Here is a 1200-nt window from a genome sequence, read left to right as displayed (position 1 = left end):
TGTTGGTCGACGCTGGCCCGCGCAGCGCCACCAGCACGGCCGGTGCTACGGCGAACACGCACGGAAATTGCCAGTTGACTGCGATGTCGGTATTAGCCGCGGCCGACATGCTGAGTTGCAGGTAAGTGCAGATGGCGGTGCCATCGGCCATCAAGCAGAACTCGCCATTGGCGTTGCTGCCGCGCTGGAAGATTGCGCCCGTGGGCACACCGCCCACTTGGGAGACGCCACCCAGTATCTCGGCCACGGCCGCGCTTTTAAGCCCAAGTCCCGAGCGGGCAGCCGCCTGGTTGGTACCGCCCGTGCCGCCCTTGGCCACCGGCACGACGTTCTCGGTTGAGACTGTGCCCAGGTTGGCCAGCGCTGTGCCCCACTGCTGGATGATCCCTCGTACTTGGTCGGCCAGGTCTTTGACATAACCTTGCATGGGTGCGAGCGCGTAGCCGCCTGCTGCTACGGTCGACCCTTGATAATTGGGAGAGATAGATAGAGCGGTGTCGCTGGCAATATTGGAGACTTCGTACCACGCGCCGTCCGGGCCGCGAAACGCATCACCCACGCGCGCGTTGGCAATGAAGGCTGTTCCTGTTCCGATAATGGCGTTGCTGTTGTTCGTCGCTTTAACTGACCCGGTTTTATACCAAGGCATAGATCAACTCCTTAACTGTTGTAATATCTTTCGATTGGAAACTTACAGACCGGAATTGAAAAGCTCGGCCCCGAGAACTGAGTCAGATATTCATAAGTCTTACTTCTATTGATTAAAATTTTCACAGATTGCAGCCCTCCATCAACAATTCTTAATCCTGCATAATGGACCCTTCCACAGAACCAGGCATTGCCCCTGTCTATACTTGAAATACAGATAAAATCATCGGGATCTACCGCTACCCTGCTGTGAAATACACCTACAACTCCGTAGCCAAGCGGGGGCCTCCAGTCCCAATCCTTCGTAAATTTACTGTACCGCACTACCCTATCGCTTGACGTGTAAACGACGCCTTCTGAGCCGTCATAAATCTCAAGTCCAAATTCATCCACACTTCTGCTATCTGAAAACTTACAAGAAACATATTCCATGTAAAAGTTCTGAACTGGACGCACACCATTTGACGCGCTCGTCACATTAAATCCTGTCCAGTAGCCCGGCCCGCCTAACACCCTCGTGTAGATCGCTAATGCAGAGTGGGAAGCGCCTGT

The 1200-nt window shown here is 54.2% G+C and carries 2 protein-coding genes; both read right to left on the bottom strand.

Features of this window, described 5'->3' with window-relative positions:
- The coding region (locus ACP7A4_RS23085; RefSeq protein WP_426248512.1) for a phage tail protein at nt 1-649 on the bottom strand (649 nt) is incomplete at its 3' end.
- Between the two features lie 11 nt (nt 650-660).
- Nucleotides 661-1200: hypothetical protein (locus ACP7A4_RS23080; protein ID WP_426248511.1), on the bottom strand; the 540-nt coding region annotated here is incomplete at its 5' end.

It is taken from the genome of Pseudomonas sp. TWR3-1-1 (assembly GCF_049896545.1).
GTDB classification, from domain to species: Bacteria; Pseudomonadota; Gammaproteobacteria; order Pseudomonadales; family Pseudomonadaceae; genus Aquipseudomonas; species Aquipseudomonas weihenstephanensis.
Note: the sequence above shows the minus strand (reverse complement) of the source record. Positions and strands in the feature narration are given on the sequence as shown.